The organism is Bradyrhizobium sp. ma5 (assembly GCF_042258955.1).
Taxonomy (GTDB): domain Bacteria; phylum Pseudomonadota; class Alphaproteobacteria; order Rhizobiales; family Xanthobacteraceae; genus Bradyrhizobium.
The window spans coordinates 3,840,821-3,866,628 of sequence record NZ_CP170156.1; the positions used below are offsets into that span (position 1 = coordinate 3,840,821).

At 64.6% G+C, this 25,808-nt stretch carries 24 protein-coding genes and 1 pseudogene; 15 read left to right on the forward strand and 10 right to left on the reverse strand.

Going from position 1 to position 25,808, the window contains the following annotated elements; genetic code table 11:
- The first annotated feature begins 37 nt into the window (after positions 1-37).
- The 7 genes from ACE103_RS17450 to ACE103_RS17480 all read left to right on the forward strand — a co-directional run bounded on the left by ACE103_RS17450 (position 38) and on the right by ACE103_RS17480 (position 8,558).
- Positions 38-811 (forward strand): motility protein A, encoded by a 774-nt coding sequence (locus ACE103_RS17450; protein ID WP_223973228.1) that lies wholly within the window; start codon positions 38-40, stop codon positions 809-811.
- Positions 812-839: 28 nt separating this feature from the next.
- Positions 840-1,670, forward strand: coding sequence for a flagellar motor protein MotB (locus ACE103_RS17455; protein WP_375780444.1), 831 nt, complete (start codon positions 840-842; stop codon positions 1,668-1,670).
- A 112-nt stretch (positions 1,671-1,782) separates the two neighbouring features.
- Complete coding sequence (locus tag ACE103_RS17460) at positions 1,783-3,717, forward strand: potassium transporter Kup (protein ID WP_375780445.1); 1,935 nt, start codon at positions 1,783-1,785, stop codon at positions 3,715-3,717.
- A gap of 154 nt (positions 3,718-3,871) precedes the next feature.
- Positions 3,872-5,797 carry a potassium transporter Kup gene (locus ACE103_RS17465; protein WP_223973222.1) on the forward strand — a complete coding sequence of 642 codons (1,926 nt, stop codon included), beginning with the start codon at positions 3,872-3,874 and terminating at the stop codon, positions 5,795-5,797.
- A 137-nt stretch (positions 5,798-5,934) separates the two neighbouring features.
- Complete coding sequence (locus tag ACE103_RS17470) at positions 5,935-6,264, forward strand: rhodanese-like domain-containing protein (protein WP_375780446.1); 330 nt, start codon at positions 5,935-5,937, stop codon at positions 6,262-6,264.
- 8 nt (positions 6,265-6,272) lie between these two features.
- The gene (locus ACE103_RS17475) at positions 6,273-7,442 is read left to right on the forward strand and encodes an aminotransferase (protein WP_375780447.1); all 1,170 of its coding nucleotides are present in this window, start codon (positions 6,273-6,275) and stop codon (positions 7,440-7,442) included.
- A gap of 6 nt (positions 7,443-7,448) precedes the next feature.
- Positions 7,449-8,558: a polyamine ABC transporter substrate-binding protein gene (locus tag ACE103_RS17480; protein ID WP_375780448.1), complete on the forward strand. Its 1,110-nt coding sequence runs from the start codon at positions 7,449-7,451 to the stop codon at positions 8,556-8,558.
- 122 nt (positions 8,559-8,680) lie between these two features.
- Here ACE103_RS17480 and ACE103_RS17485 read toward each other — a convergent pair whose 3' ends face one another.
- The 7 genes from ACE103_RS17485 to ACE103_RS17515 all read right to left on the reverse strand — a co-directional run bounded on the left by ACE103_RS17485 (position 8,681) and on the right by ACE103_RS17515 (position 14,384).
- On the reverse strand, positions 8,681-9,616 hold the full coding sequence (locus tag ACE103_RS17485; protein ID WP_375780449.1) for a lipid A biosynthesis lauroyl acyltransferase: 936 nt from the start codon (positions 9,614-9,616) through the stop codon (positions 8,681-8,683).
- A 17-nt stretch (positions 9,617-9,633) separates the two neighbouring features.
- On the reverse strand, positions 9,634-10,911 hold the full coding sequence (locus ACE103_RS17490) for a beta-ketoacyl-ACP synthase (protein WP_223973206.1): 1,278 nt from the start codon (positions 10,909-10,911) through the stop codon (positions 9,634-9,636).
- A 27-nt stretch (positions 10,912-10,938) separates the two neighbouring features.
- Positions 10,939-12,123, reverse strand: coding sequence for a beta-ketoacyl-ACP synthase (locus ACE103_RS17495; RefSeq protein WP_223973204.1), 1,185 nt, complete (start codon positions 12,121-12,123; stop codon positions 10,939-10,941).
- On the reverse strand, positions 12,116-12,592 hold the full coding sequence (locus ACE103_RS17500; RefSeq protein ID WP_223973202.1) for a 3-hydroxyacyl-ACP dehydratase FabZ family protein: 477 nt from the start codon (positions 12,590-12,592) through the stop codon (positions 12,116-12,118). Before ACE103_RS17500 ends, ACE103_RS17495 begins: the two co-directional genes overlap by 8 nt.
- Positions 12,593-12,601: 9 nt before the next feature.
- Positions 12,602-12,901 carry an acyl carrier protein gene (locus ACE103_RS17505; protein WP_021081038.1) on the reverse strand — a complete coding sequence of 100 codons (300 nt, stop codon included), beginning with the start codon at positions 12,899-12,901 and terminating at the stop codon, positions 12,602-12,604.
- A gap of 181 nt (positions 12,902-13,082) precedes the next feature.
- On the reverse strand, positions 13,083-13,439 hold the full coding sequence (locus ACE103_RS17510; RefSeq protein WP_375781128.1) for a hypothetical protein: 357 nt from the start codon (positions 13,437-13,439) through the stop codon (positions 13,083-13,085).
- Between the two features lie 87 nt (positions 13,440-13,526).
- Positions 13,527-14,384: an ion channel gene (locus ACE103_RS17515; RefSeq protein WP_375780450.1), complete on the reverse strand. Its 858-nt coding sequence runs from the start codon at positions 14,382-14,384 to the stop codon at positions 13,527-13,529.
- 111 nt (positions 14,385-14,495) lie between these two features.
- Here ACE103_RS17515 and ACE103_RS17520 point away from each other — a divergent pair, with 111 nt between their 5' ends.
- Positions 14,496-15,122 (forward strand): ParB-like protein, encoded by a 627-nt coding sequence (locus tag ACE103_RS17520; RefSeq protein ID WP_223973191.1) that lies wholly within the window; start codon positions 14,496-14,498, stop codon positions 15,120-15,122.
- On the opposite strand, the gene ACE103_RS17525 is transcribed toward ACE103_RS17520, so the two are convergent.
- The 3 genes from ACE103_RS17525 to ACE103_RS17535 all read right to left on the reverse strand — a co-directional run bounded on the left by ACE103_RS17525 (position 15,083) and on the right by ACE103_RS17535 (position 18,032).
- On the reverse strand, positions 15,083-15,595 hold the full coding sequence (locus tag ACE103_RS17525; protein WP_223973189.1) for an MgtC/SapB family protein: 513 nt from the start codon (positions 15,593-15,595) through the stop codon (positions 15,083-15,085). The two genes, ACE103_RS17520 and ACE103_RS17525, sit on opposite strands and share 40 nt — an antisense overlap.
- A gap of 8 nt (positions 15,596-15,603) precedes the next feature.
- Positions 15,604-16,182 (reverse strand): peroxidase-related enzyme, encoded by a 579-nt coding sequence (locus ACE103_RS17530; RefSeq protein ID WP_375780451.1) that lies wholly within the window; start codon positions 16,180-16,182, stop codon positions 15,604-15,606.
- A gap of 98 nt (positions 16,183-16,280) precedes the next feature.
- Positions 16,281-18,032, reverse strand: coding sequence for an ATP-binding protein (locus tag ACE103_RS17535; RefSeq protein ID WP_375780452.1), 1,752 nt, complete (start codon positions 18,030-18,032; stop codon positions 16,281-16,283).
- A 514-nt stretch (positions 18,033-18,546) separates the two neighbouring features.
- Here ACE103_RS17535 and ACE103_RS17540 point away from each other — a divergent pair.
- The 7 genes and pseudogenes from ACE103_RS17540 to ACE103_RS17570 form a co-directional block, all read left to right on the forward strand.
- A pseudogene (locus ACE103_RS17540) lies at positions 18,547-20,322 on the forward strand (putative bifunctional diguanylate cyclase/phosphodiesterase); the annotation flags it as partial.
- A gap of 95 nt (positions 20,323-20,417) precedes the next feature.
- On the forward strand, positions 20,418-20,540 hold the full coding sequence (locus ACE103_RS17545; protein WP_263009993.1) for a hypothetical protein: 123 nt from the start codon (positions 20,418-20,420) through the stop codon (positions 20,538-20,540).
- Between the two features lie 213 nt (positions 20,541-20,753).
- Positions 20,754-21,710, forward strand: a complete 957-nt coding sequence (locus ACE103_RS17550) for a catechol 2,3-dioxygenase (protein ID WP_375780453.1) — start codon at positions 20,754-20,756, stop codon at positions 21,708-21,710.
- A 145-nt stretch (positions 21,711-21,855) separates the two neighbouring features.
- Complete coding sequence (gene soxC, locus ACE103_RS17555; protein ID WP_375780454.1) at positions 21,856-23,133, forward strand: sulfite dehydrogenase; 1,278 nt, start codon at positions 21,856-21,858, stop codon at positions 23,131-23,133.
- Between the two features lie 34 nt (positions 23,134-23,167).
- Positions 23,168-23,665, forward strand: a complete 498-nt coding sequence (locus ACE103_RS17560) for a c-type cytochrome (protein WP_375781129.1) — start codon at positions 23,168-23,170, stop codon at positions 23,663-23,665.
- Between the two features lie 279 nt (positions 23,666-23,944).
- Entirely contained in the window at positions 23,945-24,118 is a 174-nt protein-coding gene (locus ACE103_RS17565) for a BA14K family protein (protein ID WP_375780455.1), read from the forward strand.
- 156 nt (positions 24,119-24,274) lie between these two features.
- Positions 24,275-25,762: an amino acid permease gene (locus tag ACE103_RS17570; protein ID WP_375781130.1), complete on the forward strand. Its 1,488-nt coding sequence runs from the start codon at positions 24,275-24,277 to the stop codon at positions 25,760-25,762.
- Positions 25,763-25,808 lie beyond the last annotated feature (46 nt).

A 25,808-nucleotide genomic window follows, 5' to 3' on the forward strand; every position in this document is an offset into this window, starting at 1 on the left:
CCAGGACAGGCGGGTTGCGTTCGCGTTGGAGTTTTTCATGGATATCATGACAGGCGCCGGGCTGTTGGCCGGCATCATCGTCATCGCGGTGATGATGTTCATGGGCGGTGACCTGCACATGTTCATCTCCGAACATGCCATGATCATCATCTTCGGCGGTTCGATCGCTGCGACGATGATCCGCTTTCCGCTCGGCGTGATGCTGCACGGGCTGCCGCTCGGCGCCAAGTTTGCCTTCACCATGAGCCGGCTGTCGGCCCGCGACCTCGTCGACGAGCTCGCCCGCATCGCCGAGATCGCCCGCAAGCAGGGCCCGGTCGGCCTTGAAAAGGTCGAGACCAACGAGCCGTTCCTCGCCAAGGGCATTCGTTACGTCGCCGACGGTTACGACCTCGAATTCATCCGCGACAACCTGGAGCGCGACCGCGACAATTTCCTGATGCATCTCGACGAGGGCAGCAAGATCTATCGCGCGATCGGCGACTGCGCGCCGGCCTTCGGCATGATCGGCACGCTGATCGGCATGGTGCAGATGTTCGCCAACATGACGGACCCCTCAAAGCTTGGCCCATTCATGGCGACAGCGCTGCTCGCGACGTTGTACGGCGCGCTGGTCGCCAACCTGTTCTGTCTTCCGATCGCCGACAAGCTGCACGGCAAGCTGCTCGACGAAGAGACCAACCGCACGCTGATCATCGACGGCATCCTGATGATCCGCGATTCCAAGAGCCCGGCGCTGGTGCGCGAGATGCTGCTGGCCTACCTGCCGGAAAAGCATCGCCACGAGGAAGGCGAGCCGGTGCCGGCCTGACCGGCCGGCGCTTTCGGGAAACGCAGCGATGGCCAAGAAAAAGCGCGGCGACGCCCATGGTGGAGGTCACGGCTGGTTCGTGACCTTCGCCGACCTCATGGGCCTGATGATGAGCTTCTTCGTGATGCTCGTCGCGTTCTCCACCATGGACAACAACAAGTTGAAGATCGTCGCAGGCTCGATGCGCGACGCCTTCGGCGTGCAGACCAATGTGCGCTATTCCGGCATCGTCGAGTCCGACGGCCTGCCGACCCGGCCGAAGCTGAAGAATGTCGATCACATCTCGCCGGAGGAATCCTCCGCCAATCCGACGCCGGACGAGCAGGAGCGCAGCCAGGTCAACGGCGCGCGGCTGAAAATCGACCGCGAATTCGCGCTCGCCTCCGCCTCGCTGCGCCAGGCGCTGCAGGACATGCCCGAGCTGACCGAGATTTCCAAGAACATCATGTTCGAGGAGACCAAGGAGGGGCTCAACCTCGAGATCGTCGACCAGGACGGCCGCTCGATGTTCGCCGACGGCTCCAGGGAGCCGTATGAGCGCACCCGCCGGCTGATCCAGAAGCTCGCCGCGCCGCTGAAGGCGACGCCGCTGCGGATCGCGATCGTGGGGCATACAGCCGCAGGCTTCGTGCCGGCGCGCAGCGATTACGACGCCTTCGACCTGTCCGCCGACCGCGCCAATGCGGTGCGGCAGATCCTGGAGCGGGAGGGGCTGCCGTCGTCCCACATCTTCGCGGTTTCCGGCAAGGCGGACGGCCAGCCGCTGTTTCCCGACGATCCGACGCTGCCGGCGAACCGTCGCGTGACCATCACGTTGATGCGGGAAAATCCGCCATTGCCGCCGGATCTGAAGCCGTAGCTCCGGGTTACCCCGCTACCGTCGTCGGCCGGGTTGCTCGGTTGACAGGCGGGGCGGAAGCGTCGATAGCCGCGCGGATCAAAATCAACCGACCGAGCGTTCCAACCTCGCCATGGCTGTCAGCGTCTCACCCACCGAAGCCCAGGAAACCCAAGGCGCGGGCCAAGGAACAGGTCAGGGCAAAGGCCAAGGCACCTCCGGCTTCTGGGCCCTGACACTGGGCAGCATCGGCGTGGTGTTCGGCGATATCGGAACCTCGCCGCTCTACGCATTCCGCGAGGCGGTCGGCGGCGCCGCGCACGGCCAGCCGGTCACCCGCATCATGGTGCTGGGCGTGCTCAGCCTGATCCTGTGGGCGCTGTTCACCGTCGTCACCGCCAAATACGTCCTGCTGCTGCTGCGCGCCGACAACAACGGCGAGGGCGGTACGCTGTCGCTGATGGCGCTCGGCCAGCGCGCGATCGGACGGCGCAGCTGGCCGTTGCTCGCACTCGGCGTGGTCGGCGCCTCGATGTTCATCGGCGATTCCATGATCACGCCGGCGATCTCGGTGCTGTCGGCGGTCGAGGGCCTCAAGCTCGCCACGCCCCATCTCGAGCACTATGTGGTGCCGCTGACGATCCTGATCCTCGTGCTGCTGTTCTCGGTACAGCGCACCGGCACCGCGCGCGTTGCCGCCGCCTTCGGGCCGGTGATGGTGGTGTGGTTTGCCTCGCTCGCAGTGATGGGGGTGGTCCACATCATGGACGATCCGTCGGTGCTGGCGGCAATCAATCCCTACTACGCAATCCAGTTCCTGCTGACCCACGGCACCGTCGGCCTTGTGACGCTCGGCGCGGTGTTCCTCGCGGTGACCGGCGGCGAGGCGCTGTATGCCGACCTCGGCCATTTCGGCCGCAAGCCGATCCAGTCGGGGTGGCTGTTCTTCGTGCTGCCGTCGCTGCTGCTGAATTATTTCGGGCAGGGCGCGCTGGTGCTGTCCGATCCCGCCGCGATCGAGAACTCGTTCTATCGCATGGTGCCGGACGTGCTGCTGCTGCCGTTGATCGGGCTCGCCACCGCCGCGACCGTGATCGCGAGCCAGGCCGTGATCACCGGCGCCTATTCGCTGATCAGCCAGGCGGTGCAGCTTGGGCTCTTGCCGCGCTTCGAGGTCCGCTACACCTCCGAGACCCATGCCGGCCAGATCTATCTGCCGCGGGTCAACCGGCTGCTGCTGATCGGCGTGCTGCTGCTGGTGCTGCTGTTCCGCACCTCGAGCGGGCTCGCCTCGGCTTACGGCATCGCCGTCTCCACCACCATGGTCGCCGACGGCATCATGGGCTTCATCGTGATCTGGAAGCTGTGGAACTGGCGCGTGGCGTCGGCCGCCGCATTGATCCTGCCGTTCGTGATCGTCGACATGACCTTCTTCAGCGCCAATCTCCTGAAGCTGTTCGAGGGCGCGTGGGTGCCGCTGCTGTTCGGCGTCGTGATGGCGACGATGATCTGGACCTGGCGTCGCGGTGCCGCGATCCTCATCGCCAAGACCCGCCGCATCGAGGTGCCGTTGCGCGACCTGATCCACAGCCTGGAGAAGCGGCCGCCGCATATCGTCAAGGGCACCGCGGTGTTCCTGACCAGCGACCCCAGCTTCGTGCCGACCGCGCTGCTACACAATCTCAAGCACAACAAGGTGCTGCACGAGCACAATGTGATCCTGACCATCGAGACCGCGCCGACACCGCGCGTCGACCTGTCGGAGCGCGTCACCATGGAGAAGGTCAGCGACAAATTCACTGCGGTGCGGCTGCGCTTCGGCTACATGGAATCGCCGAACGTGCCGAAGGCGCTCGCGGTCGCGCGCAAGCTCGGCTGGCAGTTCGACATCATGGCGACCTCGTTCTTCGTGTCGCGGCGCTCGCTGAAGCCCTCCGCCCAGTCCGGGATGCCGCAGTGGCAGGATCACCTGTTCATCGCAATGAGCCGGTCCGCCAACGATGCCACCGACTATTTCCAGATCCCGACTGGGAGGGTGGTTGAAGTGGGTACTCAGGTAACTATTTGATGCGGCAGCGGATTCTACAGTTGAAAAGCCGTGATCTATGCGTGATATGCATGGCGGAGGCCTGAATCCGGGCTAACCTATGCATTCCTGCCGGGAGTATAGGCCTGCGACCCGGCATTGTGCAGTGCGGCAGAAGACAGAGGCGCAGCTTCCCATGTCATCCGAGAGTGCGATCACCGCGGCGGAAACGCCCGCGGCAAACGGCCATGGCGAGGCGCATTCAACCGCCACCTTCAAGGCGCTGATGCTCGGCAGCATCGGTGTCGTCTATGGCGACATCGGCACCAGCCCGCTGTACGCGCTGCGCGAAGCCGTCGTCGCGGCGGCCGGTGGCGAGGGCGCCGTGACGGCGCATGCAGTGCTCGGCGTACTCAGCCTGATCCTGTGGGCGCTGATCGTCGTCGTCACGCTGAAATACGTCGTGATCCTGCTGCGTGCCGACAATAACGGCGAGGGCGGGACGCTGGCGCTGATGGCGCTGGCGCAGCGTGCGGTCAGCAAGGGTGCCGGCGCGATCGTGCTGCTCGGCATCATCAGCGGCGCGCTGTTCTATGGCGACGCCGTCATCACCCCGGCGCTTACCGTGCTGTCGGCGATCGAGGGCATCAAGCTCGCGACCGCGACGTTCGATCCCTACGTCGTCCCGATCACCGTGGTCATCCTGCTGTTCCTGTTCTCGGTGCAGTCGCGCGGCACCGCACGCGTCGCCGCTTTCTTCGGACCCGTGATGTGCGTGTGGTTCGCCGTGATTGCGCTTGCGGCACTGCCCCACATCGCGCGGCATCCTGAGGTGCTGTACGCGCTCAACCCGATGCTTGCGGTGTCGTTCATGCTGCATCACGGCGTGATCGGCTTCATCACCCTGGGCGCCGTCTTCCTCGCCGTGACCGGCGCCGAGGCGCTCTATGCCGATCTCGGCCATTTCGGTAAACGCCCGATCCAGGCCGCCTGGATGTCCATCGTGCTGCCGTCGCTGGCGCTCAACTATCTGGGGCAGGGTGCGCTGCTGATCTCCGATCCCAAGGCGGTTGAAAATCCGTTCTTCCTCATGTTCCCGGACTGGGCGTTGATCCCCATGGTCGCGCTTGCCACCGCAGCGAGCGTGATCGCGAGCCAGGCCGTCATTACCGGCGCATATTCGCTGACGCGGCAAGCGATCCAGCTCGGCCTGATGCCGCGGTTCGAGATCCGCCACACGTCGGAAGCGCATTCCGGCCAGATCTACATGCCGCGCATCAACCGGTTGCTGTTCATCGCGGTCATTGTGCTGGTGCTGATGTTCCGCTCGTCGAGCGCGCTGGCGTCGGCCTACGGCATCTCGGTGACCGGCACCATGGTGGTGACGGCGATGATGGGCTTCGTGGTGATCTGGAAGGTCTGGCGCTGGTCGCCGATCGCCGCCGCGGCGCTGGTTGCGCCGTTTCTGTTCCTGGACGTCACGTTCCTGGCCGCCAACCTGCTCAAGGTGTTCGAGGGCGGCTGGGTGCCGCTTGCGCTCGGCGGGGCCATGATCGTGGTGATGTACACTTGGCGGCGCGGCAGCCGGCTGTTGTTCGAGAAATCCCGCAAGTTGGAATTCCCGCTCGCCGATCTCGTCGCGATGCTGGAGAAGCGGCCGCCGCAGCGCGTTTCCGGGACGGCGGTGTTCCTGACCAGCGATCCCGTCAGTGCGCCTACCGCGCTGATGCACAGCCTCAAGCACTACAAGGTGCTGCACGAGAAGAACGTCATCCTGACCATCGAGACCGCGCCGACGCCGCGCATCGATCCGTCCGAGCGGGTGCGGATGGAGCAGCTGACCGAGACTTTCGCCAAGGTGACGCTGAAGTTCGGTTTCATGGAGCAGCCGAACGTGCCGAAGACGCTGGCGATCGCCCGCAAGCTCGGCTGGCAGTTCGACATCATGTCGACGTCGTTCTTCCTGTCCCGCCGTGCGCTGAAGCCGGCGGCGCATTCGGGCATGCCGAGCTGGCAGGACCATCTGTTCATCGCGCTGAGCCGCTCCTCGAACGATGCCACCGATTATTTCCAGATCCCAACCGGGCGGGTGGTCGAGGTCGGCACCCAAGTCACGATCTGAGTCCACGATCCCTGCGTTTCCGCGCGACATCTAACCCGTTTCGGGCGCTTGATTTTCTCCGCGCGAGAGGCGACTTTGCGGCCCGGACCGGCGAGCCGTGCGACGCTCGCCCAAGCTGATGTCGGGAGGATATTTCCGTGGCGGACCACAAGGTGGAAGATTTGTTTCCGGACGAGTTGTCGAAGGGCATAGCGGAAGGCCGCTATCTCCTGGTCGATGTCCGCGAGCCCAATGAGGTCACCGTCGAGGCCTATCCCGACGGCGTCGTGGTGCCGCTGTCGACGTTCGATCCATCAGCGATACCCGATCCGCAGGGCAAGCAGGTGGTGTTCGCCTGCCGCTCCGGCAAGCGCTCGGTGACGGCCTCGCTGGCCGCCCAGGCCGCAGGCCTGCCCTATGACAAGCATTTGGCGGGCGGCATCATCGGCTGGAAGGCGGCGGGACTGCCGACCAAGACGGGCGGCTGATCCCTGACATGACCTCCATGAACAAGGTCTTCGCGGACCTTCCCGTCACGATCTTCGAGGCGATGTCGCAGGCTGCGCGCGACAACAACGCCATCAATCTCGGCCAAGGCTTTCCCGACGATCCCGGACCCGAGGACATCCGCCGCGCCGCCGCGGACGCGTCGATCAACGGTTACAACCAGTATCCGTCGATGATGGGCATTCCGGAACTGCGTCAGGCGATCGCATCGCATTACGGCCACTGGCACGGGCTCAAGCTCGATCCGATGACCGAGGTGATGGTCACCTCCGGCGGCACTGAAGCACTGACTTCCTCGATCCTGTCCGTGGTCGAGCCGGGCGATGAGGTGGTCTGCTTCCAACCGGTCTATGATTCCTATCTGCCGATCATCCGCCAGGCCGGCGGCATTCCGCGGCTGTTGCGGCTCGAGCCTCCGGAGTGGCGGCTGAACGAGGAGATGCTGCGCAGCGTCTTCAACCACAAGACCAAGGCGGTGCTGTTCAACAATCCGCTCAACCCGGCGGCGGTGGTCTATCCGCGCGAGGACCTCGAACTGCTGGCGCGGTACTGCCAGGAGTTCGACGTGGTCGCGATCTGCGACGAGGTCTGGGAGCACGTCGTGTTCGACGGCCGCGAGCACATCCCGCTGATCACGATTCCGGGCATGCGGGACCGCACCATCAAGGTCGGCAGCGCCGGCAAGATCTTCTCGCTGACCGGATGGAAGATCGGCTTCGTCTGCGCCGCGCCGCCGCTGCTGCGTGTCGCTGCCAAGGTGCACCAGTTCCTCACCTTCACGACGGCGCCCAATCTGCAGGCGGCGGTGGCGTACGGCCTCAACAAGCCGGACGACTATTTCCTCGACATGCGCAAGGACATGGCGCGCAGCCGCGACCGCCTGACCAAGGGGCTGGAGAGCATCGGCTTTCCGGTGCTGAAGTCGCAGGGGACTTATTTCCTCACGGTCGACCTGTCGCCGCTCGGGCTCAATGAGACCGACGCGGAGTTCTGCTGGCGAATTGTGCAGGATTACAAGGTCGCGGCTATTCCGGTGTCGGCATTCTACGAGCAGGATGCGGTGACGTCGGTCGTGCGCTTCTGCTTTGCCAAGAAGGACTCGACGCTCGACACCGCGCTGGAGCGGCTGTCCGACGCCGTACATCGTCGCAAGAGGTAGACCAGAATGCAGAAGCAGAGCCGTCGTCTCGTCAGCCTCGTCGGTACGATCGCCACGGTTCTGTTGTTCGCTGCCTCCGCACGTGCGGAGGAACGCACGGTCAACTTCTACAACTGGTCGAACTACATGGCGCCGGGAGTCCTCGAGGACTTCACCAGGGAAACCGGCATCAAGGTCGTCTACGACACGTTCGACGCCAACGAGACGCTGGAGACGCGGCTGCTCGCGGGCAAGTCAGGCTACGACGTCGTGGTGCCGACCGGCTATTTCCTGCAGCGGCAGATCACCGCGAAGGTGTTCCTGAGGCTCGACAAGTCGAAGCTGCCGAACCTCGCCAATGCGTGGCCGGTGGTGACCGAGCAACTCGCGACCTACGATCCCGGCAACAATTTCGGCGCCAACTACATGTGGGGCACCACGGGCATCGGCTACAACGTCAAGATGGCGGAGAAGATCCTCGGGCCCGATGCCAGGATCGACAGCTGGGACATGGTGTTCAAGCCGGAGAACCTGGCGAAGTTCAAGGATTGCGGCATCCACATGCTAGATTCCGCAGATGACATTCTGCCGGCCGCATTGAGCTATCTCGGCCTCGACCCGAACTCGACCAAGCAGGCTGACCTCGAGAAGGCCGCCGATCTCGTCATCAAGATCCGGCCCTATGTACGCAAATTCCACTCGTCCGAATATCTCAGCGCGCTGGCATCGGGTGAGATCTGCTTCGTGGTCGGATGGTCGGGCGACATCATGCAGGCGCGCAGCCGGGCGGCTGAAGCCAAGACCGGCGTCGAGATCGGCTACACGATCCCGAAGGAAGGCGCGCAGATGTTCTTCGACAATCTCGCGATTCCGGCGGACGCGAAGAACGTCGCTGAAGCCTATGAGCTGATCAACTATCTCTACCGGCCCGAGGTCGCGGCGAAGAACTCGAACTTCCTGTCCTACGCCAACGGCAATCTGGCGAGCCAGAAGCTGATCGATCCGAAGATCTTCAACGACAAGAATATCTATCCCGACGAGGCGATGCAGAAGAAGCTGTTCGTGATCACGGCGCGCGATCCGGCGACGCAGCGGATCATCAACCGGCTGTGGACGCGGGTGAAGACCGGGAGGTGACATTCTCGTCGCAGTAATGTGCCGTCATTGCGAGGAGCGTCAGCGACGAAGCAATCCATGGTTCCGCAAGTGGCGAGATGGATTGCTTCGCTTCGCTCGCAATGACGAATGACAGTCTCCGCCTACCGCCAGCGCCGGTGCAGCCAAAGCCACTGATCCGGATATTCGCGGACCCAGCCCTCGACGATGTCGGTGATCGCCTGCGTCGTGCCCTGGATATCGATCTGGCCGGATGCGTCGAACACCGGTTTCACTTCCTCGGTGACCTCGCCGCGGAAGCGGCCGTCGGGCAGGCGGATGATCCGGGTGCCGTGGATCGGGCAATCGATCTGCCGGCGCAGGCGCGCCAAGAGCGGGTTGGCGGTGGTCTTGCGGCCGAAGAAGGTGACGGGAACGCCGTTGGTCAAATACTGGTCGACCAGCATCGCGACGTGCTGGCCGTTCTTCAGCGCCTGCGCCAGCTTGAGCGGCGCGTCGCGGCCGGCCGGGACCAGCGTGCCCAGGTTGACAGCGCGGATGCGTTCGATGGCACGGTCGGCGGCTTCGATGTTCGGCCGCCGGAACAAAATCGTAGCATCGAGCCCATGTGCCGCCGCTGCAATCGGCGAGAGCTCCCAGTTGCCGAGATGTGCGGCAAAGAACAAGGCCGGCTTGCCGTCGTCACGCAACTGGTCGAACAGCTGCTTGCTGCGCTCCGAGAATTCGACGCGGCCCGGCTTGTCGGGGTTCCGGGGATCGTGGTCCCAGATGCGGTCGATGTGCGCGAATTCAGCGCCGATGCGTCCGAGGTTGTGCCAGACGCCCGTCAGGATCTCTTCGATCTCCTGCGGTGACTTTTCCGGGAAGGCGGCCGTGAGATTCTCGCGGCCGATGCGATCCTCGCGCAGCCGGCGGCCGATGAAATGCGCGGCGCGGCCGAAGAACCGCGCGGTCTTCTCCGGATCGAAATAGCGCGTGGTGCGCAGCAGGCCGATCGTCAGCCCGCCGATCGCGGCATCGGTCACAGGCTTTGCGGCATCACGCAGATGCGCGCGGGCGCGAAGGAGCAGGCGTTTCATCTGATGAGGCGAGGGCGCTAGGCCGGCTCGCGCGTCAAGATCAGCGAAGCGTTCTGCCCGCCGAACCCGAACGAGTTCGACATCACGGCGGTCACCTTGGCGTCGCGCGCCTTGTTGCCGACCACGTCGAACGGGATCGCCGGATCGGGCACCTCGTAATTGATCGTCGGCGGAATCCGCTGATGCTCGAGCGTGAGCAGCGAGAAGATCGCCTCGACCGCACCGGCGGCCGAGATGGTGTGGCCGACCATCGATTTGTTCGATGATACCGGAATGTTCTTGGTGTGCTCGCCGAACACCGCCGCGGTCGCAAGATATTCCATCTTGTCGTTTTCCGGCGTCGAGGTGCCGTGTGCGTTGATGTGATCGATTTGCTCGGGCTCCATGCCCGCGTCAGCAAGCGTCTTGCGTACGCAGCCGATCGCCGGCTTGCCGTCGGGGGCGGAGCGGGTGCGATGGAAGGAGTCGGTGAGCTCGCCGCAGCCGGCGACGACGCCCAGGATGCGCGCGCCGCGCGCCATCGCGGCGTCGTAGCTCTCCAGCACCAGCGCGCCGGCGCCCTCGGCCATCACGAAACCGTCGCGGTTCTTCGAGAACGGCTTCGAGGCGCCCTGGGGCGGATCGTTCTGGGTGGAGAGAGCCGAGAGCAGCGAGAAGCGCACCAGGGCTTCCGGATTGACCGAGCCGTCGGTCGCGATGCACAGCGTGGCGTCGGTTTCGCCGCGACGGATCGCCTCGACGCCGAGCTGGATCGCGGTCGCACCGGACGCGCAGGCGGTCGAGAGCGAAATCGGCGACCCCTTGGTGCCGAAGGTCTCGGCGAGGCTGAGCGCGACCGAACCGAAGGTGAAGCGCCGGTGGAAATGCGTAAACTTGCCGCCGCTGCAGGTCGCCAGATAGTCGATGATGCCGAAGTCCTTGGTCGGAACCTCGCGCGCGACTTCGAGCCGCTGCGGCCACTCGGTCTCGATCGGCGCGACCGCGAGAAACAGCGGGCCGGGGAAGTCGCCCTTAGTGCCGATGCCGGACTGCTCCAGCGCCTCTTCGGTCGCGATCTCCGCCAGGCGCTGCGACAGGCTGGTCGAGGAGAACGGATCGACAGTGACGAAATCGACGGCGCCGGCCATCGTCGTCTTCAGGCTGTCGAGCGGGAAGCGCGTCACGGTCTTGATACCGGACTCGCCCGCGCTGAGGCGCTTCCAATTGTCGGTCTTGCCGCCGCCGAGCGACGTCACGATTCCCATGCCGGTCACGACGACGATCGGTCGGCCGAATTTATCGCGTGGTGCTGTCATGGTGTCCCCGTCGGTGCTTGCGCCGAATTACTTGACGGCCTCGACCAGTGCCATGCCTTCGCCCTGCCAATGGCCGACCCCCAACACGACAATCTGGGTTGGCGCCCCGGTCTTTTCAACCTCCAGCCCGGTCGGGTCGTTGGCCGGATAGAGCGCGCCGCGGGAAATCGACAGCGCAGCCAGCGCGAGGCCGAGCGGGAACTGCGCCTCCATGGTGTGCCCGAAGGTCGTTCCGGTGGCGCGCACGGCAAGGCCAGGATGCTGCCCGAGGAATTCGCGCTCCTCGGCGGTCGCGGGCTCGGCGCCGGTCGCGCCCGTGATCAGCATGGCGTTGTCGTTGCTGACCCCGAGTTGCGGCCACAGCGTCTGCAGCGACTTGGTCACCGCGCCGGGCTGCTTGCGCTTGGCAAGATCGGCGACGACCTTGGTCAGCTTGGCGTACGGCTTGGCGCCGCGCGCTTCGGCGTGCTCGCGCGATTCCATCACCAAGAAGGCGCCGGCAGAGCCGATGGCGAAGCCCGGGTTGTTCCTGCGGGCCCAGACCGACGCGTATTGATCCTTGAGGGCGAAGTCGCCGAACGAATAGAGCATCAAGAGGTCGCCGCGATCGCCATTATGGGCCGCGCCGACCAGTGCGATGTCGCTCTGTCCGGCCCCGATGCGTGCGACGGCGATCCGCGCGGCGTCGATGCTCGAGGCTTCCTCGCCCATGAAGGTGCGCGACGTCCCGCACACGCCGTGAACGATTGCGATGTTGCCGGCGAGCAGGTTGGAGAGCTGCGCCAGGAACAGCGTCGGGCGCAGCTCGTTCATCAGTTTTTCGTTGAGAACGGCAGGCGGCAGCTTGCCCTGCGCATCGGCGTTCATGATCGCGAGGTCGACATTGAGATCGCGCTCGCCGCCACCGGCCGCGATGATCATGTCCATCCGCGACAGGATTTCCTGATTGCCTTTGACGCCGGCTGAATCAAGCGCCAGCCCGGCTGCGTAGGTGCCGATCCGCTGCCACGTCTCCATCTGACGCTGATCGCCCTTCTTCGGGATCTGCGCGTCGAAGCTGACGGGGGCGATCGGATGGATCACATACGGCGCGAGGCGTTTCTCGTCGGCATTGACGCGCTTGGCGCCGAGCGCCTCCCAATGCGCATCCAGCCCCTCGCCGAGCGAGGAGAGCAGGCCGACGCCGGTGATCCAGACTTCCTTCTCAGCCATTACAAATTGCCTGCAGCGGAAACCCGATCTTGTTGGCGAGCGCGTCCATGTGCACACGCAAGTCCGGGCTGGGGAAGGGAATATGACGGAAGGTCAGCTCGGCGTTGCACTTGAGCTCCTTGCCGACGCGGACCTTCGCCGATGTCACGGTGAAGCCTGAACCTTCGTGTTCGATCTTGGCTTCGATCGTCAGTGTCGAGCCGGGGCTGACGAAGCCACGCATCTTGGCTTCCTTGACCATCGCAAGGAAGGGCATGCGCTCGAACCTGGTCAGACCGAGGATCAGCCAGCCCGAGCTCTGGGCCATTGCTTCGGTGAGCAGAACACCGGGCATGATCGGGTAGCCCGGGAAGTGCCCCGCGAACACAGAGTGGCTGTCCGGCGGGACATCGGCCTCGACGACAATGGTCTTTGCGTCGAGGTTGAGGTCGACAATCCGATCGATCAGCTGAAAAGTTTCAAGCTGCATGATGGGCGATTACGAGGCTGAGCCCGTGCCCGCGTTCTTGGCTGCAACCAGCTCGTCGATGCGGTCGGCGAGATTCTGCAACACGAAGTACTGCTCCGTCGTGGCCTTGCCGTCGTTGACCTCCTGGGTCCACTTCTCGAGCGGCATCTTGATCCCGAAGGCCTTGTCGATGGCAAAGGCGATGTCGAGGAAGTCGAGGCTGTCGATCCCCAGATCGTCGATCGCGTGGCTCTCCGGCTTGATCGTATCGCGCGGGATGTCGCAGGTCTCCGCGATAATGTTGGCGATCTGCTCGAATGTGGAGGACATCATTAAGCCTTTGATATATTGAAGGTAAATCCGGGTCGGCTCGGAGGAGGCGGGCGCGGTGCCCCGGATTGCCTGATTGCTGCCGCCGGAGTCGTGTGCCCGTATATCGGAGCAGGGCCGTTAGTTCAATGGAGCTTGGCCGGGCTGGCAAGGACGGTTTTCGGGTACGGTTCCGGCCCGCCTAGGTGCGCGGCATCACCGTAATCTTCGCGCAATCCCGGCGTCCCATCAGCACGCAATCCTGGGTCTTGCGCAAATCGGCGATGCTCATGGCGAGCCAGATACCGATCGCGGTGAGCGCCACGGTGAAGGCGAAGGCGGCGATGTTGGCGAGCATGCGCTGGCGGAAATCGTCGGGCTCCTCGCGCGGCTTCTCATAGCGGGAGAGGTCGTTGGCGACGGAAACAGGAGCGACGGAAGCAGGGCGGGTCGATTGGACCGGCTCCTCGCGCTTGCCGGGCGGCTGCGCCGAGGTACGCGGCCGGAATTTCAGCACCACGTGCTCGTCATCCGAGGAAATTGGCCGCTGCGTCTTCACTGTTGTCAGTCCGGTCGCGTCGCCGCTCATGTTTAGCATGTTCGCTGCGCTTCACACCTAAAATCTTGATGCGCGCAGAGGTGGTATTTATCCTTCGAGGGTCTCGTGGAACCGACTGTAGTCGATCCGCAGACGTCCGTCGTCGGTCGCCTGCAGGATCTCGGCATAGCGATGGCCGAAGCGGATGTCGGAATGTTCGTACGATTTTCGCGCATGCACAGTTTGCGCTGCAACGTCGTCAAGGCCCGACACGAAGAGGCCGATCCCGGCATTGACGACTTGCAGCTCCGCGGCGTCGAGGCCGTAGAGCGGGCTGTCCTGGTCGATCACATGAAACAGGGTCCAGCTCAGCGCCAGCGCCGGGCTCTCGCTGCGCAGGAGCGGCAGTTCGTAGAACCGGCGGTATGGCATGCCTTCCTTGCTGACGCCGTTCTTGAACAGCCACAGCCGCGCGGTGGCATTGGCGATGATGTTGTGCCGCTCGTTGGCCAGGCGGATCATCAACGTGAGCTGGCCCTCATGGTCCGAGATCACGGGATGGTCGGCGAACAGCAGACGCGCGCTCGGCCGCGAGAAGCGGGCAAAGATCAGTCCGGTCATCAGCGACATCGAGAAGATGCCGGTGAAGAGTTCGATGGTGGCGATGAAGTGCCCGTAATGCGTCTGCGGGTGCATGTCGCCATAGCCAGCGGTCGAAAGTGTCTCGATGCTGAAATAGAGGTAGTCGACGTATTGGCCGTCAGGCACGTTGGCGATCGGATGATCGCCGAGCCAATACAATAGCGCGAAGACGGCGTTGAAGCTGATGAACACCAATGCTGCACCGCCAATAAAGGCGGGCCAGGATGCCGTCATGCAGCGATGGCTGATGTCTGCCCAGAAACTGAGCTCCAACCCCTCGGTCACGACCTCGCGGTTGCCGAGGCGGATCGTGCGGGCCTTCACGCGTTCGCTTGCTCTCAATGCCATTCGGCCGAACCGGCTCTTCCGCCTGCCTGCGTCATCATGTCATAATGGAACCCATTCCGGAGTGCCGGTCAAACGGGAGTACAAACCATGGCCCATACGCGCGAGCCTTACGTCAAACCGGTCCCGATCCTGTCGCTGCGGCCGACCCAGATGACGGTCGGCATGCACGAGGTGAAGGAGAAGCGGAAGCGCTGGCGCGAGCACAAGTCGGACAAGAAGCGCGCCGAACTGCTGGGCAAGCACATGATCCCGGTCGTCCATGGTCCCGACGATCGCTATTACGTGGTCGATCACCATCATATGGCGCGGGCGCTGCACGAGGAGGGCGTCAAGGACATCCTGGTCACGGTGATCGGCGATCTCACGATGGTCGAGCGTGACGTGTTCTGGGGCGTGATGGACAACAAGCGCTGGGTCTATCCCTACGATTCCAAGGGCGAGCGGCGGCACTTCAGGGACATTCCGAAATCGATCAAGGATCTCAAGGACGATCCGTTCCGCAGCCTCGCCGGCGAAATGCGCCGGGCCGGTGGCTTCGCCAAGGACACGACGCCATTCAGCGAATTCCTGTGGGCCGATTTCCTGCGCCGCCACATCCCGCGCAAGACGGTGGAGAACAATTTCGACAAGGCGCTGGAGAAGGGGCTGGCGCTGGGCCGCAGCCCGAGCGCGGTCTATTTGCCCGGCTGGTGCGGGCCGGCATCTGACGACTGACCGGGCGCGGCCCCTGGGCTGTGCTGGTCCTCCTTGCCGCCGAGCGCGTGGTGCAGCCAGCGCTCGGTCCGCTTGCCGAAGGTCAGCAACAGGAATGCCAGCACGAGCGCGGTGATGACGATCGGCCAATGGCCGGCGCCGCAGACGATCCCGACGCAGGCGGCGAAGAACGCGCAAGCGGCGCTGGTCAGGCCGCGAACCTGAAAGCGGTCGCCCTGGCGAACGATCACGCCGGCGCCGAGAAAGCCGATGCCGGTCAGCACGCCCTGGATCACGCGGCTCACCGCATCGGTGAAATGGCCGGGCTCGACGGCCTGCAATGCCAGCAGCACGACCGTGGCCGTCGAGAGGCTGACGAGACCCAGCGTCTTCAGCCCGATCGGCTTGCCGCGCAGGTCGCGGTCGAGCCCGATCGCGCTGCCGGCAAGGGTGGCCGCGCCGAGACGCAGGATGATCTCGCTCCAGTCCACCAAGGCGTCCTCTATTTCGGCTGCCGGCCGAGCATGTAGAACTCGTCGTTCGGCCGCATCCCGGTGACGTTCGCAAGCCGGTTCGAGAGCGCGAAGAAGGCCGCGACCGCGGCGATATCCCAGACGTCGTCGTCGCTGAAGCCGTGGGTCGCGAGCGCGGCGAAATCCGTCTCCGAGACCTCCTCGGCCGCGCGGCTGACTTTCATCGCGAAATCGAGCATCGCGCGCTGCCGCGGCGTGATGTCGGCCTTGCGGTAGTTGATCGCGATCTGGTCGGCGATCGCAGGGTTCTTGGCGCGGATGCGCAGGATCGCGCCATGGGCGATCACGCAATACTGGCATTGGTTGGCGGCGCTGGTCGCCACCACGATCATCTCGCGCTCGGCCTTGGAGAGGCCGGAGTCCTTTTCCATCAGCGCGTCGTGATAGGCAAAGAACGCGCGAAATTCGTCGGGGCGGTAGGCCAGCGTGAGGAATACGTTCGGCACGAAGCCGGACTTCTCCTGCACCGCCAGGATGCGGGTGCGGATGTCCTCGGGGAGCTTGTCGAGAGCGGGCGTCGGGAAGCGCTTTGTGGTCGGCTGCGTCATGAGATGGTTCCGGCGTGCCGCGGGGACGCGGCGTCACGCGAAACCATAGTGGATGACGGCTTGGGCGCAAGGCGCATCGGCGCCCTGCCATGGTGACGTCAGCGCAGCGGCTTCTTCAGGAGAGAGAAGCGGTCCGGATCGAGGCCCAGTGACGGCTGCAGCATCGGCGCCTCGGCGGGCGCCATCGTGCGCGGCGGCTGCGTCGGAGGGTTGAAGTTGGCATCGCCGCTCGCCGAATCGCGATGCGAGGTGGCGCCGCGCCAGCGCTCCAGCACGGCGCTGACGAAATGCATGTCATGGCCGGCGGTGACCGACGGCACCGTAGCGATGGTGGCTTCGCCGCGCGGCAGCTGGTGAGGCGGCACCTCCTTGAAGCGCAGCCGGGTCGGCAGCGCCACGCCTTCGCCGAACGCCAGCACTTCGCGGGTGCCGAGCGAAGGCACGAACGACAGCAGGTTGGCGGCGGCATCCGACACCGCGGAGCGCAGCAGCGCCTGGTCGCGGTCGTTGGCAAGCCGCATCGTGAACAGCGTGTTGCACTGGGAGATGATGGTCGCGTCGAGCTCGGCCGGACGCTGGGTGATCAGGCCGAGATAGACGCCGTATTTGCGGCCTTCCTTGGCGATGCGCGACACCGCCTTGCGGGTCGGCCCGAAGCCGATGTTGCGGTCGGCGGAGGCGTAGCGGTGCGCTTCCTCGCAGACGAACAGCATCGGCGAGACGCCGTCGCTCCACAGTCCGAAATCGAACGCCATGCGGCACAGCACCGACACCACGGAATCGACGACTTCCGCCGGGAAGCCGGCGAGCTGCATGATGGTCATCGGCTTGCCGTTGGCGGGCAGGCGGAACAGATGACTGATCACCTCGGCCATGGTGTCGCCGCCGACATTGGCGTTGTCGAACATGAAGGCGTAGCGCGGATCGTTGCGCACCGCGTCGATGCGCGAGATCAGCTTGTGGTAGATGATGCGCGAGGAGCGGTTCTCGAGCTTGCCCATGCGCTCGTCGATCAGCGAGATCAGGTCGACGAGGCGGTAGGGTACCGGCGTATCGACGGTGTAGCCGACCTGCTTGGGGTCGACGCGCTTCAGCCCGAGACCGACCCGGTCGGAGTTTTGGTACTGGGTGTAGATGCCCTTCGCCATCGGAATCACTTCGGCGAGGATGTCGAGCTCTTCGGGCACGCCAGGCCGGCCGCCGAACAGCACGTCGACGATCTCTTCGAAGTTGAACAGCCAGAACGGCAGCTTCAGGTTTCGCGGGTTGAGCACCTGCGCGCGCTCGCCGAAGCAGCGGCCATATTCGTTGTGCACGTCGAGCAGGAAGATGCGCAGGTTCGGCCGCGACTTCAGGATCTCGTTGAGCAGCAGCGACACGCCGGTGGATTTGCCGACGCCGGTCGAGCCGAGCACCGCGAAGTGCTTGGACAGCATTTCCTCGACGTCGACATAGGCGATAACCGAACGATCCTGCTGCAGCGTGCCGACATTGATCTGGTCCGAGCCGCTCGGCGCATAGACCGTGCGCAGCTCCTGGTTCGTGATCAGATCGGTGCTGTCGCCGATGGTCGGATAGTGGGTGACACCGCGCTGGAATTTCGGGCGGTCGCCGCCGAGGATTTCGCCGAGCAGGTCGACCGAGGCGGTCGCCATGTATTCGTCGGACGGCGGCAGGTTCTCGCACGACACTTCGGTGATCATGGCGACGATGACCGAGCTCGCGCAGCGGATACTGACGAACCGGCCGACGGTCGCGCGCATTTCCGAAAGCTGCAACTGGCCGCCAGTCAGCAGCCCAACCCGGGCCTGCGAGCCGCGCACAGAGATCACACGTCCAAAAGATGTCACAGTTCCAGCCTGGCTCGTTGGCAAAATCTAAATGTCCGGACCAATATGCGCGCCCGGGTTTGGAAAAACCGTTAAATCGCCGAGGTTGCGCATCGGCTAAATCTACACCTTCCCGGTGACGATTTGTTTCTATCGTGCCGCGAGATTGCGCGTCATCGCGCGCATCGGCGGCGAAATCGTCGCTTTCCGGCACAGCCGGGCTTGTTTGGCGGTTTTCCTGTTAAGGCGGAATTCACCATCTCCGAGGAGTGCATCGGCAGCTCCGTAGGTTTACGGGGTTTTCGGCGCGATGTGTTACGCGCTGTCTCCAGGTATCGTGTAACCGATTGCTAACTGCGAGTTGTAACGACCTTTCCATCAGTGCTGCGTAACGATGCCGCGCCCGGGAGAGATCAGCGTGAGCATCGAACACCGCAATTCATCGTCAGGAAATGCCGACGCCGGCTCGACCAAGGGGCTGGCGTTCTGCGCCGGCCTGCTGGTCGGCAGCCTGTTCGGAAGCGTGACCGCGCAGTGGAGCGAGCGCGAAGGCCTGCTGATGGCGGCCTTTGCGATCATGGCCGTGATCGTCTTCCTGTTGCTGAAGCGGCATGAAATCTCCGACGCGCGGCTCGCCTCCGAACGTCGCAATCTCATGACCGCCGTGGACAATATTCCGCAGGGGCTCGTGCTTTACGACGCGTCGGCGCGTATCATCATCTGCAACCGTCCCTACATCGAGATGTTCGGGCTCTCGCCCGATGTGGCGAAGCCCGGCTGCACCATGCAGCGGCTGATCGCGCACCGGCAGGAGACCGGCTCGTTCGATGGCGACGTCGACGAATTCTGCGATGCCATTATCCGCAATGTGAAGCTTGGCCGGGGGACGCGTCAGCTGACCGAGGCGCCGGGCGGGCGGGCGATCGAGATCGTCAACAAGCCGCTCCCGGAGGGCGGATGGGTGGCGACCATCGAGGACGTCACCGAGCGGACCCGCACCGAGAACAAGATCGCGCATATGGCGCATTATGATGCGCTGACCGATCTGCCCAACCGCCTGCTGTTCCGTCAGCGCCTCGAGCAGGCGCTGACGGCGATCGGGCCCGACGAGCAGGTCGCGGTCATGTACATCGACATCGATGAGTTCAAGAGCGTCAACGACGCGCTCGGCCATCAGATCGGCGACGAATTGCTCAGGGCAATCGCCGAACGTCTGCGCTCCTGCGTCGGGGAGACCAATGTCGCGGCGCGGCTCGGCGGCGACGAGTTTGCCGTGATCCAGACTGCGGTCCGCGATCAGACTGAGACCATGCAGCTGCTGGCCGCGATCTATCAGACCATCCGCCAGCCGATCGAATGCAGCGGGCACCTGATCACGACCGACGCCAGCATCGGCATCGCGGTCGCGCCCGACGACGGCCTCGACCTCGATCAATTGCTGCGCAACGCCGACCTCGCGCTCTATGGCGCGAAGAGCGACGGCCGCCGCACCTACCGGTTCTTCGAGGCCGGCATGGACGCGCGCGCCAAGGCGCGGCGCGGCCTGGAACTGGAATTGCGCCAGGCGATCGCCGAAGGCAGCTTCGAGCTGCACTATCAGCCGTTGCTCCATCTCGAGGACGGCAGGGTCAGCTGCTGCGAAGCGCTGGTGCGCTGGCGGCATCCAGAGCGTGGCATCATCTCGCCGGCGGATTTCATCCCAGTCGCCGAGGATACCGGTTTGATCAACGATCTCGGGCACTGGGTGCTCAACACCGCGTGCCGGGAAGCGGTGAACTGGCCGGATCACATCAACGTCGCGGTCAATGTGTCTCCGATTCAGTTCAAGAGCCAGACGCTGGCGCTCAACGTCGCCGCCGCGCTCGCGGCGTCGGGGCTCGCGCCCTCGCGGCTCGAACTCGAGATTACCGAGGCCGTGCTGATCCGCGACGACGAGGCCGCGCTCGATATCCTGCATCAGCTTCGCGAGCTCGGCATCCGGATCGCGCTCGATGATTTCGGCACCGGCTATTCGTCGCTGAGCTATCTGCAGCGCTTCCCCTTCGACAAGATCAAGATCGATCGCGCCTTCATCAAGGATCTCGCCGGGACCGGCGCGTCGTCCACGATCGTCCAGGCCGTCGTGAACATTGCCGCCGCGAGCGATATGACGACCACCGCGGAGGGCGTCGAGACCGAGCAGCAGCGCAATATGCTCCGCATCCTCGGCTGCACCGAGATGCAGGGCTATCTGTTCAGCCGGCCGGTGCCGAATGTCGAAATCCGCGAGCTCTTGTCGTCGCATCGCGAGAAGGCCGTTTCGGTAGCCTGAGCGCCGGCCTCAACCGCTATCGATATGTGATTTCTGCCACCGAATGCCGCGCGAGCGCCTGCCATCTTGTTGATACGCAACAAGAGGGCTCCGCCATGTACATTCTCGTGAATGCGCTTCTCGTTCTGGCGATCGCGTTCTTCTTCTTCCTGCCGATGACCGATCGCCGTACTGCGCGGATGAAGCTCTGCATGGTGTGCGCGCTGCCGTTGCGCTGACCGTGTCGGCGACCATTTCCCGGCCGCATGGTCCGGCACCGGTGATGGCGTCAAAGGGCTAGGCGCGCGCTGGCTTCAACGAGGGGCGCAATTTTCGGCGTCAACATTTTGTTGACGGGACCTAATCCTTTGTACACTGGTACAAATCCGTCCGCCGTTCACCGCCCGAGCTGAAAGAGGTCGGTCCGGCGTCGTCACGGAGGGAGACCGTCTATGCAGCCGGAACCGATCTTCGATCTCGCTCATCTCGGGCACATGGAGCTGCTGACGCCGAAGCCGGACGAGAGCCTGAAGTTCTTCGTCGATGTCATGGGCATGACGGTCAGCGGCCGGAAGGGCGAGTCGGTCTATCTGCGCGGCTGGGACGATTACGAGCGTTATTCGCTGAAGCTGACCGCGTCGAAGACTTCAGGCATGGAGCACATGGCGCTGCGGGCGCGCAGCCCACAGGCGCTCGAGCGCCGCGTCGCCGCGCTGAAGGGCTCGGGCTTCGACATCGCGTGGATTGAAGGCGACATGGGGCAGGGACCGGCGTTCCGCTGCCGCGATCCCGACGGCCACGTCATCGAGCTCTATTACGAGACCGAATGGTACGAGGCGCCGGCCGAGCTGAAGCCCGCGTTGAAGAACCAGGCGCAGCGCTTTCCGGCGCGCGGCGTCAATGTCCGCCGGCTCGACCATCTCAACTGCCTCGCGGTCGACATCAAGGCCAATCGCCTGTTCTTCGAGAACTACCTGGGATGCCGCACCACCGAGCAGATCGTGCTCAACGACGGCACGGAAGCCGCGATGTGGATGACGATGTCGAACAAGAGCTACGACTTCGCCTATACGCGCGATCATTACGGCAAGATGGGACGTTTCCATCACGTGACCTACGCGCTGGACAGCCGCGAGGAGATCCTGCGCGCGGCGGATATCTTCCTCGAGCACGGCGTGCACATCGAGACCGGGCCGCACAAGCACGCGATCCAGCAGACCTTCTTCCTGTATGTCTATGAACCCGGCGGAAACCGCGTCGAGGTCGCCAATGCCGGAGCCCGCCTGATCCTCGCGCCGGACTGGAAGCCGATCGTGTGGACCGAGGAGGAGCGCAAGAAGGGCCAGGCTTGGGGATTGAAGACGATCGAGTCGTTCCACACCCATGGTACGCCGCCGGTGAAAGAATAGAGCGCGCGTCCACTGCGCCGTCGTGCAATCCACGCGTTCGGTATCATGCATCTCATTGCGGAATGCTGCACTGCGCGCAGCAGCATTGCCTCGCCTCGGCCGTTTGGTGTTAGGCTGCACCTCGTAACGTCAGAGGAAAACGTCGATGAGCGAACACACGACGGACAAGCGCGTGCGAGAGGCGTCTCGCAGGCGATTTCTTCAGGCGGGCGCGGCATTGGCCGGTGGCTCCGCGATCGCGGGAGTTGCCGGTTCTACCGCGCTTGCCGAACAGGGGAATAATCTTCCGCCCAGCGTGCCGGAATGGATGAAAGCGCCCGGCGATCCGATGGGAAGCCAGCCCTACGGCACGCCGTCGGTTCACGAGAAGGGCGTCGTCAAGAACATCTCGAAGACGCTGCCGCAATATATCTCCGCGTCGGGCCGCACGCCGTTGCAGGAGCTCGACGGCATCATCACGCCGAACGGTCTGTTCTACGAACGCCACCATGGCGGCGTGCCGACTATCGATCCGGCCGAGCACCGGCTGATGTTGCACGGCATGGTCGATCGCCCGCTGGTGTTCACGATGGAGGACATCCGCCGCTTTCCATCGCAGTCGCGCATTCACTTCCTCGAGTGCTCCGGCAATCCGGTCTACACCAAGCCCTACGGCAAAACGGCCTCCGACCTTGTCGGCCTGCTGAGCTGTGCGGAATGGACCGGCGTGCCGCTGAAGACGGTGCTGGACGAAGCCGGCCTGCAGGCGGGGGCCAAATGGATCGTCGCCGAAGGCGCCGATGCCGCCGCGTTGACCCGCTCGATCCCGATCGAGAAGTGCCTCGACGACGCCATGCTGGTCTACAGCCAGAACGGCGAGCGGCTGCGTCCGCAGCAGGGGTATCCGCTGCGCCTGTTGCTGCCGGGCTTCGAGGGCAACATGAACGTGAAATGGCTGCGCCGGCTCAAGGTCGTCGCCGAGCCGGCCTATTCGCGCGAGGAGACCTCGAAATACACCGACCCGATGCCGGACGGTACGTCGCGCGAATTCACCTTCTACATGGAGGCCAAATCGATCATCACACGACCGTCCGGCGGTCAGAAACTGACCACGCACGGCTTTCACGAGATCACCGGGATAGCCTGGAGTGGCCACGGCAAGATCAAGAGCGTCGAGATCTCGCTCGACGAGGGCAAGAGCTGGCAGCAGGCGGAGCTGCAGGAGCCGGTGCTGACGCGCGCGCTCACGCGCTTCCGTTTGCCCTGGCACTGGGACGGCACCCCCGCCGTGATCCAGAGCCGCGCCATCGATGAGACCGGCTACGTGCAGCCGACGCTGGCGGAATTGGTGGCGGTGCGCGGTCTCAACTCGTTCTACCACAACAACGCGATCTGGCCCTGGCGTATCGATGCGAATGGCGAGGTGACCAATGGCCAGGCGTAACCTCAAATCCGCGCTGCTGGCCGGCGCGATCGCGATGCTCGTTGTCGCTGTTCATGCCGAGGAGCGCTACGGCATCGGCCGCGTGGCGACGCCGGCGGAGATCGCCGGCTGGAACATCGACATTGGTCGCGATGGCTCCAACCTGCCACCGGGCAGCGGCAACGTCGAACGCGGCCGCATCGTGTTCAGCGAGCAATGCGCAGTGTGCCATGGCGACAGCGGGCAGGGCGCCGTCGGGGACCGCCTGGTCGGCGGGCAGGGCACGCTGGCGAGCCCAAAGCCGATCCGCACCGTCGGTAGCTACTGGCCCTACGCCCCGACCTTGTTCGACTACATCCGCCGCGCAATGCCGCAGAACGCGCCGCAGTCGCTGAGCAATGAGGACGTCTACGCGGTGTCCGCCTATATCCTCAGCCTGAACGGCATCGTGCCGGCCAATGCGGTGCTCGACGCGAAGTCGCTCGCCGCCGTCAAGATGCCGAACCGCGACGGGTTCGTCTCCGACCCGCGGCCCGACGTGCATAATCGCTGAGCGGCGAGCCACGGCCTGTTGGCTCGCGGCATCGTGAGGCCGTGGCTCCTGTGCCCGGAGAGGCGTCGCCACCATATGGTCTTTGGGGCGGCTCGGCCGGCCTTTGACTGTTTCATTGATCGATAGGAGTGGTCGCATGTCCGGATTGAGGGCGGTTGCAGCCGCCATATTGCTCGCAGGGATGTCGTTCTCGCCTGTCGTTGCCCAGATTTCCGAGCCGGCGTTGCTCGAGTCCGAAAACCCCGGTCGCAGCGCGATCAACGGCGGCGCCCTGACGCCGTGGGAGAGGCCCAGCAGGCGCTGCAACGCGGCGGCAATCCCGCGAATGCCTATGGCGCCATACCGGCGGCACCGTCATCCGCGCCGTCCTCGTCTTGCGCACGCTACCGTTCGTTCGATCCGGCGTCCGGCACCTTCCTTGGCCGCGACGGCCGCCGCCATCCCTGCCAATAGGCCGCACTGCGCTTGGCCGTCGTTCTTGGCGGTGGATAAGCGCGCCGGCCGTCATCCTGTGCCCGAACGCCTGGACGTCGGACGCGTTATAGTCCGATGATCGTGTCGGGTCCCGCCGGGCCCGAGCGGCGGAGGGCAGCTGGCGTGTCAGACACCCTGGCCGGTTTCTGGGACCGAAAGCCGACCGCGGAGCTGCTGCGGGAAGCGGCGCGCGCCGACGGCGACGCGGAGACGCCGGTCTTCAAGCGCTCGCTCTCGGCGTTGCAGCTGGTCACGCTCGGCATCGGCGGCATCATCGGCGCCGGCATCTTCGTGCTGACGGGCCACGCGGCCGCCGCCAATGCCGGACCCGCCGTCACGCTCTCCTTCATGCTTGGCGCCGTCGCCTGTGCCTTCGCCGGCCTGTGCTACGCCGAGATGGCGTCGACCGTGCCGATCTGCGGCAGCGCCTACACCTACGCCTATGCCACGCTTGGCGAACTGATCGCCTGGATCATCGGCTGGGACCTGATCCTCGAATATGCGGTCGGCGCGATCGCGGTTTCGGTCGGATGGTCCGGCTATTTCGTCAGCTTGATGCGCGATTTTGGCATCAACCTGCCGCAGCAATTCACCTCGGCGCCGCTCGCCTACGATGCCAACAGCGGTGCGTGGTCGTCGACCGGCGCGGTCATCAACATCCCGGCGATGGCGATCATCGCGTTCGTCACCGGACTGCTCGTGATCGGCATTCGCGAGTCCGCGCGCTTCACAGGGTTCGTCGTCGTGGTGAAGCTCGTCGTCATCGCCCTGTTTCTCGCCACCGCAGCTTCCTCGGTATCGCTGGCGAACTGGGTGACGGCGGGCAATCCGGAAGGCGCGCTGATCCCGCCGAATGCCGGTCCCGGCGTATTCGGCTGGTCCGGCGTGGTCCGCGGCGCGGCGGTGGTTTTCTTTGCCTATATCGGCTTCGACGCGATCTCGACCGCGGCGCAGGAGGCGAAGACGCCGGAGCGCGACATGCCGATCGGGATTCTCGGCTCGCTGGTGATCTGCGCCGCGCTCTATGTTGCGGTCGGCTTCGTGCTGACCGGCATCGTGCCGTACGACAAGCTCAGCGTGCCCGATCCGATCGCCGTCGGCATCGATGCCGTTGGCATCGGCTGGCTCGGTCCCTTCATCAAGCTCGGCATCCTGTTCGGGCTAACGTCGGTGATCCTCATCATGCTGCTGGCGCAGCCGCGGATCTTCCGCGCCATGGCGCATGACGGGCTGTTGCCGGGCATCGCGGCTAAGATCCATCCGCGGTTCCAGACGCCCTATGTCTCGACCATCTTCGCCGGCAGCGTCGCTGCAATTCTCGGCGGGCTGCTGCCGATCGGGCTGGTCGGAGAGCTCGTCTCGATCGGCACGCTGTTCGCGTTCACCGTGGTCTCGATCGGAACGCTAGCGCTGCGTCTACGCGATCCGGACTTGCCGCGCCCGTTCAAGGCGCCGGCGATATGGCTGGTGGCGCCCGCCGCCGCGGGGACCTCGCTGTTCCTGATGTGCGGCCTGCCGCTCGACACCTGGATCAGGCTCGCGGTGTGGCTCGTAATCGGTCTCGTGATCTATGCGGCCTATGGCCGATGCCACAGCCGGCTGCGGGCGAGGGGCGGGCTGTAAATCAAGCGCGGCGTCTCCGCGAAGAAGCTGTCGTCCCTGCTTTCGC